Source organism: Halorhodospira sp. 9628 (assembly GCF_022228075.1).
Taxonomy (GTDB): Bacteria; Pseudomonadota; Gammaproteobacteria; order Nitrococcales; family Halorhodospiraceae; genus Halorhodospira; species Halorhodospira halophila_A.
Genome location: NZ_JAJNRF010000002.1, coordinates 346,196 through 360,763, shown reverse-complemented (window position 1 = coordinate 360,763; position 14,568 = coordinate 346,196). Strand labels below are relative to the sequence as shown.

The 14,568-nt window shown below is 70.9% G+C and carries 14 protein-coding genes; 10 read left to right on the top strand and 4 right to left on the bottom strand.

Annotated elements, in window-relative coordinates:
• Window positions 1-41 precede the first annotated feature (41 nt).
• The 7 genes from LRG10_RS04205 to LRG10_RS04175 all read left to right on the top strand — a co-directional run bounded on the left by LRG10_RS04205 (window position 42) and on the right by LRG10_RS04175 (window position 7,404).
• On the top strand, window positions 42-1,379 hold the full coding sequence (locus LRG10_RS04205; RefSeq protein ID WP_201169481.1) for an FAD-dependent oxidoreductase: 1,338 nt from the start codon (window positions 42-44) through the stop codon (window positions 1,377-1,379).
• Window positions 1,376-2,140: a DUF1365 domain-containing protein gene (locus tag LRG10_RS04200; protein ID WP_201169484.1), complete on the top strand. Its 765-nt coding sequence runs from the start codon at window positions 1,376-1,378 to the stop codon at window positions 2,138-2,140. The genes LRG10_RS04205 and LRG10_RS04200 overlap by 4 nt, the downstream gene beginning before the upstream one ends.
• Window positions 2,137-3,360: a cyclopropane-fatty-acyl-phospholipid synthase family protein gene (locus LRG10_RS04195; protein ID WP_201169486.1), complete on the top strand. Its 1,224-nt coding sequence runs from the start codon at window positions 2,137-2,139 to the stop codon at window positions 3,358-3,360. The genes LRG10_RS04200 and LRG10_RS04195 overlap by 4 nt, the downstream gene beginning before the upstream one ends.
• Window positions 3,353-4,249 carry a MerR family transcriptional regulator gene (locus tag LRG10_RS04190; RefSeq protein WP_201169489.1) on the top strand — a complete coding sequence of 299 codons (897 nt, stop codon included), beginning with the start codon at window positions 3,353-3,355 and terminating at the stop codon, window positions 4,247-4,249. Before LRG10_RS04195 ends, LRG10_RS04190 begins: the two co-directional genes overlap by 8 nt.
• 3 nt (window positions 4,250-4,252) lie before the next feature.
• Entirely contained in the window at window positions 4,253-5,686 is a 1,434-nt protein-coding gene (locus LRG10_RS04185) for a deoxyribodipyrimidine photo-lyase (protein ID WP_238634779.1), read from the top strand.
• A gap of 10 nt (window positions 5,687-5,696) precedes the next feature.
• Entirely contained in the window at window positions 5,697-6,584 is an 888-nt protein-coding gene (locus LRG10_RS04180; protein ID WP_201169495.1) for a phosphoribosylaminoimidazolesuccinocarboxamide synthase, read from the top strand.
• Between the two features lie 124 nt (window positions 6,585-6,708).
• On the top strand, window positions 6,709-7,404 hold the full coding sequence (locus tag LRG10_RS04175) for a Crp/Fnr family transcriptional regulator (protein WP_201169498.1): 696 nt from the start codon (window positions 6,709-6,711) through the stop codon (window positions 7,402-7,404).
• A 122-nt stretch (window positions 7,405-7,526) separates the two neighbouring features.
• Here LRG10_RS04175 and gap read toward each other — a convergent pair whose 3' ends face one another.
• Window positions 7,527-8,537, bottom strand: coding sequence for a type I glyceraldehyde-3-phosphate dehydrogenase (gene gap / locus LRG10_RS04170; protein ID WP_201169501.1), 1,011 nt, complete (start codon window positions 8,535-8,537; stop codon window positions 7,527-7,529).
• A 203-nt stretch (window positions 8,538-8,740) separates the two neighbouring features.
• Here gap and metK point away from each other — a divergent pair, with 203 nt between their 5' ends.
• Together metK and LRG10_RS04160 are read left to right on the top strand one after the other, a co-directional pair.
• On the top strand, window positions 8,741-9,901 hold the full coding sequence (gene metK / locus LRG10_RS04165) for a methionine adenosyltransferase (protein WP_201243061.1): 1,161 nt from the start codon (window positions 8,741-8,743) through the stop codon (window positions 9,899-9,901).
• 32 nt (window positions 9,902-9,933) lie between these two features.
• A complete protein-coding gene (locus tag LRG10_RS04160) occupies window positions 9,934-10,710 on the top strand; it encodes an SDR family oxidoreductase (RefSeq protein WP_201169504.1) in 777 nt (258 codons plus the stop codon).
• Between the two features lie 267 nt (window positions 10,711-10,977).
• Here LRG10_RS04160 and LRG10_RS04155 read toward each other — a convergent pair whose 3' ends face one another.
• The 3 genes from LRG10_RS04155 to LRG10_RS04145 all read right to left on the bottom strand — a co-directional run bounded on the left by LRG10_RS04155 (window position 10,978) and on the right by LRG10_RS04145 (window position 13,048).
• Window positions 10,978-11,853, bottom strand: coding sequence for a PfkB family carbohydrate kinase (locus tag LRG10_RS04155; RefSeq protein WP_238634778.1), 876 nt, complete (start codon window positions 11,851-11,853; stop codon window positions 10,978-10,980).
• Window positions 11,854-11,914: 61 nt separating this feature from the next.
• Entirely contained in the window at window positions 11,915-12,307 is a 393-nt protein-coding gene (locus tag LRG10_RS04150; protein ID WP_201169506.1) for a YajD family HNH nuclease, read from the bottom strand.
• Window positions 12,308-12,430: 123 nt separating this feature from the next.
• A complete protein-coding gene (locus LRG10_RS04145; protein WP_238633360.1) occupies window positions 12,431-13,048 on the bottom strand; it encodes an NAD(P)-dependent oxidoreductase in 618 nt (205 codons plus the stop codon).
• A 228-nt stretch (window positions 13,049-13,276) separates the two neighbouring features.
• Here LRG10_RS04145 and LRG10_RS04140 point away from each other — a divergent pair, with 228 nt between their 5' ends.
• Window positions 13,277-14,485, top strand: coding sequence for a DEAD/DEAH box helicase (locus tag LRG10_RS04140; protein WP_201169509.1), 1,209 nt, complete (start codon window positions 13,277-13,279; stop codon window positions 14,483-14,485).
• Window positions 14,486-14,568: the final 83 nt, after the last annotated feature.

Genomic DNA, 14,568 nt, shown 5'->3' with positions numbered 1-14,568 from the left:
CTTAGGGGACACGGACGCTGCCAACAAGAAGGGGAATCATCGTGCCGGACAAGCATGTCGCAGTCGTCGGCGGAGGGATCGCCGGCGCCGGAGCCGCCTGGCTGCTGGCGGGCCGGCATCGGGTCACGCTCTTCGAGGCCGAGGACTACGTCGGTGGCCACACCTGCACCATCGACGCCCGCCTGAGCGACGGCCACCACCCGGTGGACACCGGGTTCATGGTCTTCAACCCGCGCAACTACCCCCACCTGTGCGCCCTGTTCGACCACCTGGGCATTGAGGCCCAGGCCTCGGACATGTCCTTTGCCTGCGCCGACCGCGACGACGACCTGGAGTATAACGGCGAGAGCCTGCGCGGGCTTTTCGCCCAACGGCGCAACCTGGTCCGCCCGGGCTTCCTGCGCATGGTCTACGACATCCTGCGCTTCAATCGCCGCGCCAAGCGCGATCTGGCCGGCAGCCTGGACGACCACCTGCCACTGGGCGAGTACCTGGACGCCGGCGGGTACGGCCCCGGGTTCCGCCGCCACTACCTGATGCCCATGGCCGCGGCGATCTGGTCCGCCTCGCCGAGCACCCTGCGCGCCTTCCCGGCCCGGCGCTTCCTGGCCTTCTTCCGCAACCACGGACTGCTCGATCTGGCCGACCGCCCGCAGTGGCACACCGTCCCCGGTGGCGCGCGGCGCTATATCGACCAGCTCCTGCCGGCCCTCCACGCGGTGCACACCAGCACGCCGGTGCGTCGGGTCCAGCGCCTAGACGCAGGAGGCGTGCGGCTGAGCGGTGACGACGGCGAACTGGGCGAGTTCGACGAGGTAGTCCTGGCCGCCCACGCCGACCAGACGCTGGCCATGCTCGACGCCCCCACCGACGAGGAGGCCCGGCTGCTCGGCCAATGCCGCTTCCAGGACAACCTGGCGCTGCTGCACACCGACCCCTCGGCCATGCCGCAACGCCGCCGCATCTGGGCCAGCTGGAACCACATCAGCGCCGCCGACGAGCAATCCCGGCGCCCGGTCTCGGTCACCTACTGGCTGAACCGCCTGCAGCAGGTGCCCAGCGAGCAGAACATCTTCGTCAGCCTCAACCCAGTGGACGCCATCGACGACGCCTACGTGCAGCGGCGGCTGGCCTTCACGCACCCGGTCCTCGACGGGGACGCCGCCGCCGCCCAGGACGCGCTGCCGGCGATCCAGGGCCGCGACCGGCTGTGGTTCTGCGGCGCGTGGACCGGCTTCGGCTTCCACGAGGACGGTCTGCGCTCGGCGGTGCGCGTCGCCGAGCAGCTCGGCTGCCCGCCGCCGTGGGGCGGCGAGGCGCAGGCCGCCCCGGCCAGCGCCACCGCGGCCGCCGGACAGCCGGCGGGGGAGGCGGCATGATCGAAGCCCCTGCGCTCTACGTCGGTGGGGTCACCCACCGGCGCAGCATCGCGCCGCAGTACCATTTCCGCTACCGCTACGCCGCGTTCCTCTTCGACGTTGACGACCTCCCGGCGCTGGATGCGCGGTGCCGGCTATTCGCCTACAACCGCAGCGGGCCGATCAGCCTTCACGATCGGGACTACGGCCCGCGGGACGGTACGCCGCTGCGCCCGTGGATCGATTCGGTGCTGGCCGAGCGCGGCCTGGACACGGCGGACGGCCGCGTCCTGCTGCTGACCGTGCCCCGAGTGCTCAACCACGCCTTCAATCCGCTGTCGGTGTGGTTCTGCCTCGACCGGGACGAGCGCCCGCGCGCCGTGCTCTGCGAGGTGCACAACACCTTCGGCGAGGTCTACGGCTACCTGCTCCACCAGGACGGGGCGCCCATGCCTTTCCCCATTCGCAGCCAGGCCACCAAGGTCTTTCACGTCTCGCCGTTCCTGCCCGTCGACGGCGAGTACCGCTTCCGCTTCTCGGCGCTGACCGAGTCGCTGGCGGTGGCCATCGGCTACCATGGCGAGGAGGGGCGCCGCCTGTCGGCGGTGCAGACCGGTGAGCGCCGTTCGCTGACCGACGGTCAGCTGCTGCGCATCCTCGGCCGGCTGCCGCCGCCGGGGATCCGCGCCCTGGTCGGCATCCACTGGCAGGCGCTGAAGATCTACCTGCGCGGTGGCCGATTCCACAGCAAACCCGAATCACCCAAGGAGCTCGTTGGATGACGCAGATCAGCCAAACCGGATCTGCCCGCACACAACCCGGTGTGCCGCTGGCAGCGCGGCCGCTGATCCGTTGGCTGGCGCGCTTTCGCACCGGCACCTTGCGCCTGCACCTGCCCGACGGCCGCTCGCTGATGTTCGGCGGCGAGATCGATGGCCCAGCTGCCGAGATGACCCTGCACCGGCCGGCCCGACTGGTCGCGCGCGTCCTGCACCGCGGCGACATCGGCTTCGCCGAGAGCTTCATGGCCGGCGAGTGGGACACCCCGGCGCTGGCGCCGCTGATCCAGGTGATGGCCAGCAATGAACACGCCTACAACGCCACGCCGGCAGGGCGCTGGTACACCCGCGCCCTGCTCGGGCTGCTGCACCGACTGCGCGCCAACACCCTGCGCGGCAGCCGGCGCAACATCGCCTACCACTACGACCTGGGCAACGACTTCTACCGCCTGTGGCTGGACGAGACCATGACCTACTCCTCGGCACTCTTCGCCGAGCCCGAACAGCCACTGGCCGACGCACAGCGCAACAAGTACCGGCGCACCCTCGATGAGCTGGGCGCGCAGCCCGGTGAGCGGGTGCTGGAGATCGGCTGCGGCTGGGGCGGTTTCGCCCGGGAGGCAGCCGGTGCCGGGTTGGCGGTGACCGGGCTGACGCTCTCCCGCGAGCAGCTGGCCTGGGCGCAGTCGGCGCTGGCCGAGGCGGACCTGAACGACCGGGCCGATCTGCGCCTGCAGGACTACCGCGAGGTGTCCGGGCAGTTCGACCACATCGTCTCCATCGAGATGTTCGAGGCCGTCGGCCAGGAGCACTGGCCCGCCTTCTTCGACACCGTCTACCGCTGCCTGCGCCCCGGCGGGCGGGCTCTGCTGCAGATCATTACCATCGACGAGGCATCCTGGCCGGTCTACACCGGTGGCCCGGACTTCATCCAGCGCTACATCTTCCCCGGCGGCATGCTGCCCACCGAGCACCACGTCCGCGAGGGCCTCGGCGCCGCCGGGCTGCACTGCGAGCGGGTGACCAGCCACGCCGGTGATTACGCCGACACGCTGCTGGCGTGGCATGAGCGTTTCCTCGCCTGTAGCGACCAGGTCCGGGCACAGGGCTTTGACGAGCGCTTCCGGCGCATGTGGCGCTATTACCTCGGCTACTGCGAGGGCGGCTTCCGTTGCGGGCGCATCGATCTGCAGCGTTTCCTGGTCCGGCGCCCGCATGCCTGACGAGACGCCGGTCTATCCGATCCGCACCGTCGCGGAGTTCACCGGCGTCAACCCGGTCACCCTGCGGGCGTGGGAGCGTCGCTACGGACTCATCCGTCCACACCGCACCGCCAAGGGCCACCGCCTCTACTCGGAGGGCGATATCGCGCGGATCCGGCGGATCCTCCAGCTCCTCGACCGCGGGGTGCTGATCAGCCGGGCCCGCGAAGCGCTCGCCGCCGAGGAGAGCGGCGAGGAGATCGCCGCCGGTGAGGAGCCTTGGCCGGCCTGGCGCAGCCACCTGGCCCGGGCCCTGGCGCGTTTCGAGCCCGCCGCTCTGGACGGCGCCCTGAGCGAGCTGCTCAGCCTCTACCCGGTGGACCGGGCGGCGAGCCACGTTCTGCTGCCGGTGCTCAGCGAGCGCCTGGCCGGCGATGCCGAGGCGGTGGCCGAGGGGCACCTGCTGGCCGCTTACCTGCGCGGGCGCCTGGGGCACCTGGCCAATCGGGCGCCGGCGCAGGGCCAGGGGCAGCGCCTGCTGCTGGCCGCACCGGCGCAGCCGGGACCCGCCACCGGCGTCACCGGCGTGGCCCTGTGCATCCTGGCGCTGACCGCCCTGAACCGGGGCCACCACCCGGTACTGCTCGGCGAGGCGGTGCCGGCGGCGGCCATCGATGCCGGGGCCCGCCGCGCTGCGGCGGACCACCTGCTGCTCTACGGCGGCGCCCATCCGGCGGCAGCCTGGGACGAGGCAGTAGCCAACCTGGCCGGCGGCTGGCCGGGCCAGACGGCGGTCACCGGCCCGGCCGCTGAGCAGCCCGATGGCCTGCCGGCCGGGGTGCGGGCCCTGGCCGGCGAGCCCCACCAGGTCATCGACCGCCTCTGCCACCCACCGCAACAGGGAGACTGAGCCGTGAGCACCGCCCTTGTCTGGCTGCGCCGGGACCTGCGCCTGGCCGATCAGCCGGCCCTGGCCCGCGCCGCACAGGCTGCGGAGCGCATCGCCCCGGTCTACATCCACGCCCCGGAGGAAGCCCGACCCGCCGCCGGCGCAGCCAGCCTGTGGTGGCTGCACCACAGCCTCGCCGCCCTGGACGCCGAGCTGGCCGCCGCCGGCAGCCGGCTTTGCCTGGACAGCGGATCGAGCGCCGAGCGGCTGTGCCACTGGGCGCAGATCAGCGACGCCACGGTGGTCTACTGCACGGCCATCGCCGAGCCGTGGGCCCGACAGCAGGAGGCTGCCGTCGCCGAGGCGCTGGCCGGGATCGGGGCCCGCCTGGAGGTCCTCCCCGACGGCCTGCTCACCGACCCGAGCGCTGTGCGCAACCGCAGCGGCACCCCGTACCGAGCCTTCACCCCCTTCTGGCGCAGTGTCCGCGCGCAGCTGGATCCACCACGTCCGACTTCGCCCCCGGCACTGCCCGGTTTGCCGGAGGCCATCCCGGAACCACAGCCGCTGGAGGCACTGGGGTTGCTGCCGCGCATCCGCTGGGACGAAAAACTGGCTGCCTCCTGGCAGCCCGGTACCGTCGGCGCCACGCAGCGCCTGGAGCGGTTCCTGGAAACGGCAGCAACCGCTTACGCCGAGCAGCGCGACTACCCGGCGCGACCAGGGACCTCGCGGCTGTCGCCGCACCTGCACTTCGGCGAGGTCAGCATCCGCACGCTCTGGCACGCCGTACATGACGCGCGGCAGGCGCAGCCGGCGGCGGCCGAGGCCCTGGACACCTTCCTTGCCGAACTGGGCTGGCGGGAGTTCGCCTACCACCTCCTCTGGCAGCAGCCGCAGCTGCACGACACACCCATCGACAAGCGGTTCGGCCGCTTCGCCTGGCGCGAGGATCCGGACGGCGCCCTGCTCGACGCCTGGCGCCGGGGTGCGACCGGCGTACCCCTGGTGGATGCCGGCATGCGCGAGCTCTGGGCCACCGGCTGGATGCATAACCGGGTGCGCATGGTGGTCGGCTCCTTCCTGGTCAAGAACCTGCGCCTGCCCTGGCAGCACGGCGAGGCGCACTTCCGCGATACGCTGGTGGACTGGGATCTGGCCAGCAACAGCATGGGCTGGCAGTGGGTCAGCGGCTGCGGTGCCGACGCCGCCCCCTATTTCCGCGTCTTCAACCCGGTCCGCCAGGGCGAGCGCTTCGACCCGGATGGCGAGTATGTCCGGCAGTGGGTCCCCGAGGTCGCCGGCCTGCCCAAGAGCCATATCCACCAACCCTGGGCGGCGCCCGCCGACACCGGGGCGCGCTGCGGCCTGCGCCTCGGGCACAACTACCCCGAGCCGCTGGTCGATCTGGCCACCAGCCGCAAGGAGGCGCTGGCAGCATTCCAGGCCCTCGGGTAGGGTAGGGTGCATGACAACAAGTACGCCCGTTTCCCAGACCCGCATCCAGAGCTTGCCGCTGCTGCACAGCGGCAAGGTCCGTGACATCTACGCCGTGGACGACCAACGGCTGCTGATCGTGGCCACCGATCGGCTCTCGGCCTTCGATGTCATCCTTCCGGACCCGATCCCCGACAAGGGGGCGGTGCTGACCCGGGTCTCGAACTTCTGGTTCCGCAAGACTGGGCACTTGGCCGCCAACCACCTGCTCGATACCCCACCGGAGTCGGTGGTGGCCCCGGAAGAGGCCGATCAGGTCCGCGAGCGCGGCGTGGTGGTCCGCCGCCTGCAGGCACTGCCCGTGGAGGCCATCGTCCGCGGCTACCTGGCTGGCTCCGGGTGGCAGTCCTACCAGCAGGACGGCACCGTCTCCGGGGTCGCCCTGCCCGGCGGCCTGCGCCAGTCGGACCGACTGCCCGAACCAATCTTCACGCCGACCACCAAGGCCGCTGTCGGCGACCACGACGAGCCGATCTCGTTCGCTCAGACCGTCGAGCTCATCGGCGCCGATCTGGCCGAACGGATCCGCACCATCGCCCTGGAGATCTTCGCGTTGGCCACCGAGCACGCGGAAGCCCGCGGGCTGATCATCGCCGACACCAAGCTGGAGTTCGGCGTCACACCGGAGGGCGAGCCGGTGATCATCGACGAGCTGCTGACCCCGGACTCGTCGCGCTTCTGGCCGGCCGACGCCTGGCAACCCGGCACTGCGCCCCCGGCCTTCGACAAGCAGTACATCCGCGATCACCTCGAGGCGCTGGGCTGGGACAAGCGCCCGCCGGCGCCCCACCTGAGCGACGACGTGATCCGCAGAACCGCGGATAAGTACCGCGAGGCCGAGCGCCTGCTCACCCGCTAGGCGCCGTCCGCGGAGCCGCGGCCATGGACCGACCCACGGGGCAGAATTGATCATGCACAATACAGACGTCGCGAATGTGGTAGAGTCACCCCGTCAGGGCATCAACCCCGCGGAGTGGATCCCCATGGAGCCAAGCGACTGCGAGAACTGCGCCATCCGCTCCGTCGCGCTGTTCGGCGAGATCGACCCGCAGACTGTCGCGCAGCTTCAGGATCAGGCCCAGGAGTTCCGCGAACCGGCAGGGACGGTGCTCTACCAGGAAGGCGGCAGCGCCGACTCGGCCTTTACCCTGCGCGAGGGCATCATCAAGCTGGTGCGCAACCAGCCCGGCGGGCGCGAGCAGATCGTGCGCCTGCTGGTCGGCGGCGACTTCTTCGGTGCCGAGGGGCTGTTCGGCGACGCCCACCACCACAGCGCCATCGCGCTCACCCCGGTCTCCCTGTGCCGGCTGCCCAACACCCTGCTGGAGCAGCTGCGCACCGCCGATCCGACCTTCACCAACGCCCTGCTCAACCGGTGGCGACGCGCCCTCAACGAGGTCGAGACCTTGGCCCTGGATCTGGGTGCGCGCAAGGCCGAGGAGCGCGTGGCCTCGTTCCTGCTCCATTGGCAGACCAAGCACGGCTGCCAGGCCGAGTGGCTGCCGCTGCCGCTGTCGCGCAGCGAGCTAGGCGACCTGCTCGGCCTGCGGGTAGAGACGGTCAGCCGGGTGATGGCGCGCTGGAAGCGCGAGCGGGTCTTCGAGGAGCGTGGCGGCCACGTGCGCCTGCTCGACGCCGACGAACTCCACCAGCTCGTGGAAAGCGCCCGCAGCACCTAGCCACCCGGCGGGCCACCCCCGCCCGGCGCCCGCCGCCAAAACCGCTTCTGAATCGCAAAACCAAAACCGCCCCACCCGGCGATGCCGGATGGGGCGGTGGCTACAGCGAATGCCGCAGCTGGTCAGGCGCGCATCAGCGCCACCGTGGTGTCGAGCATGCGGTTGGAGAAGCCCCACTCGTTGTCGTACCAGGCGCAGGCCTTGATCAGGCGACCGCCCATGGCACGGGTGAGGGTGGCATCGAAGATGCTCGACGACGGGTTGTGGTTGAAGTCGATGGAGACCAGCGGGTCTTCGTTGTAGGCGAGCACGCCGGCGAGCTCACCCTGGGAGGCCGCCTTCACCACCTGATTGACCTCCTCGACGCTGGTGTCGCGGGAGGCGGTGAAGGTCAGATCCACCAGCGAGACGTTGATCGTCGGCACGCGGATGGCGAAGCCGTCGAGCTTGCCGTTGAGCTCGGGCAACACCAGACCCACCGCCGCGGCGGCACCGGTCTTGGTCGGGATCTGCGAATGGGTGGCGCTGCGGGCGCGGCGCAGATCCTTGTGGAAGACGTCGGTCAGCACCTGGTCGTTGGTGTAGGCGTGAACCGTGGTCATCAGGCCGGCCTCGACCCCGATCTTGTCCTGGATGGCCTTGACCATGGGCGCCAGGCAGTTGGTGGTGCAGGAGGCGTTGGAGACCACCTCGAGCTCCGGGGTCATCTGCTGATGGTTGACGCCGTAGACGAAGGTGCCGTCCACGTCCTTGCCGCCGGGAGCAGAGATCACCACCTTCTTGGCACCAGCCTGGATGTGGGCACCGGCAGCCTCCTTGGTGGTGAACAGCCCGGTGCACTCCATGACGACATCGACCCCGAGGTCCTTCCACGGCAGGTCGGCGGGGTTGCGCTCGGCGCAGACCTTGATGCGGTCGCCGTTGACCACCAGGTCACCGCCTTCCACCTGCACATCGCCGGGGAAGCGGCCGTGGGCCGTGTCGTAGCGGGTCAGATGAGCGTTGGTCTCGGCGTCGCCGAGGTCGTTGATGGCGACGATGCGGATCTCGTCGGTGCGGCCGCTCTCGTAGAGCGCGCGCAGGACATTGCGGCCGATACGCCCGTAACCGTTGATCGCTACGTTGATGGTCATGGATCCTCCTCCCTCAATTACGCTTCATCTTGAATCTGCTGCGGTACTCGCCGGCGCCCCCGCCGTCCTGCACCGCGTCCGTTGCGTCGAAACGGCGACCGCGGCAGTGTAACCGATCCATCCGCGCTGCGGGGATACAGGCCATCAAGATTGAGGATGCCGGTAATTAGCTGGCGCGATAGCTGATTTGTCAGGGGCTTGCCATGGATGATCACTACCTCTTCACCTCGGAGTCGGTCTCGGAGGCCCATCCGGACAAGATGGCCGACCGAATCTCCGACGCCGTGGTCGACGCCGCCCTCGCCACCGACCCCCACGCCCGGGTGGCCTGCGAGACGGCGATCAAGACCGGCATGGTGCTGCTCTTCGGCGAGCTCACCACCTCGGCGTCCATCGACTTCGAACGGGTCGTTCGCGAGACCGTCCGCGACCTCGGCTACAGCGGCTCGCAGCTCGGCTTCGATGCCGACACCTGCGCGGTTCTCCACGCCCTGGGCCAGCAGTCGCCGGACATCGCCCGGGGGGTCGACCGCGACGACCCGCAGAGCCAGGGAGCCGGTGATCAGGGGCTGATGTTCGGCTACGCCTGCGACGAGACCCCGGCCCTGATGCCCGCCCCCATCCATCACGCCCACCGGCTCATGGAGCGTCACGCCCGGCTCCGCCGCGCCGGCAGCCTGCCGTGGCTACGCCCCGACGCCAAGTGTCAGGTCACCTGCCGCTACGCCGACGGCGAGCCGGTGGCCATCGACGCGGTGGTGCTCTCCACCCAGCACAGCGAGGCGGCGAAGCTGGAAACGGTGCGCGAGGCGGTCATCGAGGAGATCCTGCGCCCCACCCTGCCAGCGAGCTGGCTGGATGAGCGGACCCGCTTCTACATCAACCCCACCGGCCGCTTCGTCGTCGGCGGGCCGCTGGGCGATGCCGGGCTCACTGGGCGCAAGGTGGTAGTGGACACCTACGGCGGCATCGCCCGCGTCGGTGGCGGCTGCTTCTCGGGCAAGGATCCGTCCAAGGTCGACCGCTCGGCGGCCTACGCCTGCCGGTACGTGGCCAAGAACCTGGTCGCCGCCGGTCTCGCCCGCCGCTGCGAGGTGCAGGTCGCCTACGCCATCGGGGTCGCGGAGCCGGTCTCGATCTCGGTGGAGACCTTCGGGACCGGGGTGCTGCCGCGGGCCCGGCTGACCGAACTGGTCCGCCGCCACTTCGATCTACGCCCCTACGCCATCATCCGCGACCTCGGGCTGCTGCGCCCGGTCTATCAGATGACCGCCGCCCACGGGCACTTTGGCCGCGACGGCGAGGCCTTCACCTGGGAGCGCACCGACCGCGCCCAAGCCCTGGCCGCCGACGCCGGGCTCTAACCGCGGCGACGAACGCCCCGAGGAGGACACCCATGGCACTGAACTGGATCCCGCAAGGCGGTGAGGTCCTGATCCAGGGGGCCAGCCGCGGCATCGGGCTGCAATTTGTCGAGCAGTGCCTGGCGCAGGATCGGATCGCGCGGGTCTGGGCCTCCTGCCGGGATCCGGCGCGGGCGCAGGCATTGCAGGCGCTGGCCGAGGCCCATCCGCAACGGCTGCGGCTGCTGACCCTAGACGTGACCGAGGAGTCGACCATCCAGGACGCGGCGGCGGAGGTGGCGGCGGCGCAAGGCCGGCTGCATCTGGTGGTCAACGCCGCCGGGCTGCTGCACGACCGGGCCCGGCGGATCCGGCCGGAGAAGCGGCTGGAGGCGGTCACGCCAGAGGCGCTCTCTGCGCTGTTTCAGGTCAACGCCGCCGGCCCGCTGCTGGTCGCGCGTCACTTCCTGCCCCGGCTTGAGCACGGCGATCCGGCGGTCTTCGCGGCGATCTCGGCGCGGGTGGGCTCGATCGGTGACAACCGCAAGGGGGGCTGGTACGCCTACCGGGGCTCGAAGGCGGCGCTGAACCAGTTCATCCGCACCCTGGCGGTGGAGTTCGAGCGCCGGGCACCTCAGGTCAGCTGCGTGGCGCTGCACCCGGGGACGACGGACACGGATCTCTCGGCGCCGTTCCAGGCCTGGGTGCCGACCGATCAGCTGTTCCCGCCACAGCGCACGGTGCGCCAGCTGCTGGCGGTGATCGATGGCCTCGATGCCTCGGACAGCGGCGGGTTCTTCGCCTGGGACGGGCAGCCCATCCCCTGGTAGAGGCGCATCGGGCCTGGCGCGGTGGTGCTGCCGCTGCCCTCCTGCGGGTCCTTTCTGGACGCGCCGAGCAGCGCAGCCCCGGCGGGGGTTCAGCGCGAACCTTTACCGGTTCGCGCTGATCAGCGAGCGTCAGCGCGGCGAAGCCGCGCATTGTGAGCGGCCCCGCCGGGGTGAGCAGCGCAGGGGACCCCGCCGTCAGGCGGGGCGCGTTCAGCGGACCCGCAGGAGGGCAGCGGCAGCACCACCCCCTTGGGCCCCGCGTGGTTCCTAGGCGCCCCCCAGCAACCGGGCGAGTCCGGCGAAACCCTCCTGACCGCACTTGGCCCCGGCCACCTGATTGGCCCGGCACAGCGCCCGCTCCGGCGCCTGGCCGCGGCTCAGGGCGTCGATCAGCCCGGCATTGAAGCAGTCGCCGGCGCCCACCGTATCCACCACCTGCGCCGGCGGCCAGGCCGGCTCGTGGTGGAGAGTGCCGTCGCCGCGGCGCAGCCAGCCGCCGTCGGCGCCCCAGGCGCAGAAGGCCAGCCCACCGCAGGGCATCCCGGCCAGGAAACCCTCTGGATCGGCGTGGCCCGTGGCCTGCGCGTAGGCGCGGGCGTAGATCGCCACGTCGGCCGCCGCGGCCAGGGCGTGGATCTCCGGGCGGGACTTCTCGAGTTCCACCGAGATCGGCAGCTGCGGCGCCCGCGCCCGGGCATCCCGAATCATGGCCCGGGTGGCCGCAACATTGCGCCCCTCGAAGTGAAGCCAGTCGACACCGTCCAGGGGCAGCGCAGCGAACTCCGCGGCGGCAAGCTCAGGGAGATCGCGGTGGTGGACAATGGTCCGCGAGCCGGTGGCACGGCTGACCGTGATGTAGGAGACCGGGGAGCGCGCGCCGGCGCACACCGGCGCATGGCGATAGTCGATGCCGCGCTCGGTCAGTGCTGCAGCGATCCGTGCGGCGTCGGCATCGTCGGCCAGGACGCCGAGCCAGCGGCCGTGGTGACCGAGTTGGGCGAGCACATCCAGGGTATTGGCGGCGTTGCCGCCGCGGGCCACGCGCTGGGCGATGGCCCGCACCTCGTCGTCCTCGGCCGGATAACGTTCGGTGGTATTGATGACGTCGAGGGTGGCGATCCCGACGGCGAGGATCGTCGGCATGATTCGACTCCTTGCGACCGTCTCTCTTGGCGGCTGACCCAGCGGCAGGGCACGGGCGGGATCAGTCGCTGCCCTGCTCCGGATCGCGCCCAAGCAGATCACCGAGCCCGGCGAAGGGCGTGTGCGTCGCCTGGGGAGCGGCGCCGCGCCCCTTCTTGCGCGGTGCTTCCGGGCCGGTGGCCGGACCGATCTCGCGCTGATGCTCGTGGTCGTGGCAATAGAGGCACAGCAGCTCCCAGTTGCTGCCGTCCTCCGGGTTGTGGTCGTGGTTGTGGTCGATGTGGTGGACGGTAAGCTCGCGCACGTTGCGCCGGTCGAACTCGCGCCCGCAACGGCCGCATACCCAGGGGAAGAGCTTCAGCGCCTTCTCCCGGTAGCCGCGCTCGCGCTCGGCGCGCTCCTGCTGGGCCCGGGCGACGATGGCGTCCAGGCGTTTCCCGTCGGACTGCCCCATGGCTGACCTCCCTGATCCGGCTCGATGTACCTGTAGCACCGTCTATGGTAGCCACCCCTCCCCGGCACCGCCACGCCGCCGCGGCGGGCCGGGGCCGTCGGCCGCCCCTGCCGCCCGCGGGGCTCAGCCGGTGATGTAGGGGGTCTGGCGCAGGTAGCGATCCTCGCTCAGCTGATCGAGCAGGAAGGTGGCCACATCGGCTCGGCTCACCGAGCCGGCGCCGGTCTCCCGGTCGGTTCCGGCGCGCCACTGCCCGCGGGCCGGACGGTGGGTCAGCCGCCCCGGGCGAACCACCACCCAGTCGCGGTCGCTGTCGCGCAGGATCCGCTCGAGACGCTCCTTGTCCATCATCAGCTCCTTCATCAGGGTACGAATCAGCAGCCGGAAGACCACCGAGACCTGGGCGTAGCTGTCACCGACCCCCATGGCCGAGATCGCCACCACCCGGGGGACACCCTGCTGTTGCATCGCATCGACGATCACCCGGGTGCCCTCGCTACACAACCGCGGCGGGTTGCGCCGGGTCTGCCCCAGGGCGATGACCGCGCCGTCGCAGTCGTAGAGCGTCCGCCCCACGGCCTCCGGGTCGAGCACGTCGCCAACCACCACCTCGACCCCAGGGAGTTCCGGTACCCGGTCCGCGCTGCGCGCCAGCACCCGACACCGCCATCCGCGCGCCAGGGCCTGGCGCACCGCCTCGGCCCCGACGCCACGGGTCCCACCAAACACCGCAATCTTCATGGACGATTCTCCTCCCCTTCCCGATTCCACTGTGGTACAGTCCACCCGTGTTTGCAGAGGCGCCCCCGAAATTGGCGCCCCAGGTTACCGCCCGACGCTCCTGCGTGATCCCGGCCCGGTACCCTCGAACCGGTCGTGGATCGATCCGCCAAGGCCTTTCCTCGATGTTCCTTTCACTACCGGCGCTTGCGTCGGCGCCTTGGCGTGTCCTGATTCAGGAGTGTCTCTATGACCTTTGATAACCTCGGCCTCTCCCAAGAACTGCTCCGCGCCGTCGCCCAGCAGGGCTACGATCAACCGACCGCCATCCAGGCTCAGGCCATCCCGGCGGTACTCGGCGGCGGCGATGTCATGGCCAGCGCCCAGACCGGCACCGGCAAGACCGCCGCGTTCACCCTGCCGCTGCTCCAGCGCCTGACCGACACCGCTCCGCAGCAGGGCCAGCGCCGCATCCGCGCCCTGGTGCTGACCCCCACCCGCGAGCTGGCGGCGCAGGTCAGCGCCAGCGTGGACACCTACGGCCGCCACCTGCCGCTGCGCTCCACGGAGATCTACGGCGGCGCACCGATGGGCAAGCAGACTGCCGCGCTGCGCCGTGGGGTGGACATCGTGGTTGCGACGCCGGGCCGGCTGATCGACCACCTGGACCGGGGCAACGTGGACCTGCGTCAGGTCGACATGCTGATCCTTGACGAGGCCGACCGCATGCTCGATATGGGCTTCAAGCCGGCCATCGAGCGGATCCTGAAGTCGGTGCCGAACCACCGGCAGACTCTGCTCTTCTCGGCGACGTTCTCCGGCGCCGTGGGCGGCCTGGCGCGCCGTTTCCTCAACGATCCGACGGTCATCGAGACCGGCACCGCCAATGCCGCCGCCGAGGCGGTGGAACAGGGCGCCTACTTTGTGGATGCCGGGCGCAAGCGCGAGCTGCTCACCCAGCTGATCAATGACGGCGACTGGCGCCAGGTGCTGGTCTTCACCCGCACCAAGCGCGGCGCCGACCGCCTGGCCGAGCAGCTGGAGCGCGAGGGCATCCGCTCGCAGTCGATCCACGGCGACAAGAGCCAGGGGCAGCGCGGCCGGGCCCTGGCCGCGTTCAAGCGCAAGTCGGTCCGCGCCCTGGTCGCCACCGATGTGGCCGCCCGCGGGCTGGACATCGCCGGCCTGCCCCACGTGGTCAACTACGATCTGCCCAACAACCCCGAGGACTACATCCACCGCATCGGCCGCACTGGTCGCGGCGGGGACAGCGGGGAGGCCTGGTCGCTGGTCGGCGGCGAGGAGCGCGGCCAATTCAAGGCCATCCAGCGGCTGGTCAAGCGCGAGATCCCGGCGCAGATCGCCCAGGGCTTCGAGCCGGCCCGCCGCGGCGGCGGCAACCCCGGGCGCGGCAACCCGCGCCGCGGTCAGGGCGGGCGTCCCGGGCGCGCCGCCTGACGCCGGCAACCGGCACCCGCAGACCGGGTGAAAGGGGGGTGTCGCCGCGGCGGCACCCCCCTTTTTTGATCCCCACTACCCAG